This is a genomic window from Deinococcus sp. (assembly GCF_018260405.1).
Classification (GTDB): domain Bacteria; phylum Deinococcota; class Deinococci; order Deinococcales; family Deinococcaceae; genus Deinococcus.
Map to the genome: position 1 here is coordinate 1 of NZ_JAGLBG010000213.1, position 1,314 is coordinate 1,314.

Genomic DNA, 1,314 nt, shown 5'->3' on the forward strand with positions numbered 1-1,314 from the left:
CCATTTGGACTGGCTTAGTTGACGTTTTTCGTGGCGTCTTACCCAAACTCGACTTCTCGTGCTGAGCAGTTACAAAAATTAAGATTCACTGAAGTTGTGGGTATAAAAAGTATTGACAATTCTGTAAAAAACAGAATAATGCAGGTATGGATACCCTCAAAAAAGCCGGACTGATGACCCAGCATCTTGAACTCTTTCACTATATGCAGGAGCTGCGCGGCCTGCTGCAACTCGCCGCGCATATGGAAGAGCGGGGAGACCGCGCCGCGCTGATCGGGGCCGAGCAACTGACCCTGATCGGGCAGGACACGGTCGGCGACGCGAGTATTACGACCAGCAAGGGTGCGACCATCACGGCTCCGGTGGCCTACCGCCTGCTGGCCCAGCTCAAGGGCTTTGAGGACGAGGAATATACCGTCAACCGCAAGGAGCTGGCTGCCCTGAACGCCCGCGCCGTGGCTGAACTGGAAAGCAGCGACGCGCTCAGGGCGTTTGCCGATACGCTGGCCCGCATCGAAGCTCTGTCGGGCACCGCCCAGGGTGGGGGAAACCAGGGTAGCCGGGGCGCTGCACCGGTAGAACATGCTGCTCAGTCTGCTCACGGTCGCGCCCCTGCGGAAGTGCCCCAGTCTGAAATTCCCGCCGAGCGCCCTAGCCGTGGCCGCCGGGCGAGCGAGGAGACGCCAAGCGATCAGCCCGCATCGTAAGGGGATTCTTTACAAGCCATTAGAGCCGTTCTCCGAATGATCGGCACGTCGGAAAAACACCCCCGCCCCCTTCATTCTACTGGCATTCTACTGGGCGCGGCGGCGGAACGACAATGCCAGCAGGAACGTTAGGGTATTGATCAGCACGATGGTCGCGCCGGGGGCCGTGTTCAGGTAGTAGCTCAGGTACAGGCCGCTGACGCCCCCCAAGATGCCCAGCAGAGCCGAAAGCGCGATCATCTTTTTCAGGCTGTGGGCCAGCAGGCGGGCGGCGGCGCTCGACGTGATCAGCAGGCTGACGCTAAGGGTGGTGCCGACCAGTTGCACAGTAAGCACTACGACCATGCCAATGATGATGAGTAACAGGTTATTAAGCCGCCCGACCGGTAGCCCGATGGCGCGGGCCTCGGTGGGGTCGAAGGAGACCAGCAGCAGCTCCTTTTGAATGGCAGTGAGCAGGCCGCCGACCAGCACGGTGACGCCCAGTGCGCCCCACAAATCACTGGCGCTGACTCCCAGCGGATTGCCGATCAGGAAGTTGCTGAGGTCGGTGGTAAAGGTCGGCACCTTTGAAAGCAGAACCACACCCAGCGCGAACATGCCCACG

At 60.2% G+C, this 1,314-nt stretch carries 2 protein-coding genes; one reads left to right on the forward strand and one right to left on the reverse strand.

Annotated features, from left to right (window positions below; all coding sequences use genetic code 11):
• Positions 1-146 precede the first annotated feature (146 nt).
• Positions 147-707, forward strand: coding sequence for a multidrug DMT transporter (locus QZ269_RS13115; protein WP_291427140.1), 561 nt, complete (start codon positions 147-149; stop codon positions 705-707).
• A gap of 87 nt (positions 708-794) precedes the next feature.
• Here the strand turns inward: QZ269_RS13115 and QZ269_RS13120 are convergent.
• Positions 795-1,314, reverse strand: a 520-nt coding sequence (locus QZ269_RS13120) for a metal ABC transporter permease (protein WP_291427141.1), incomplete at its 5' end; no start/stop codon positions are given.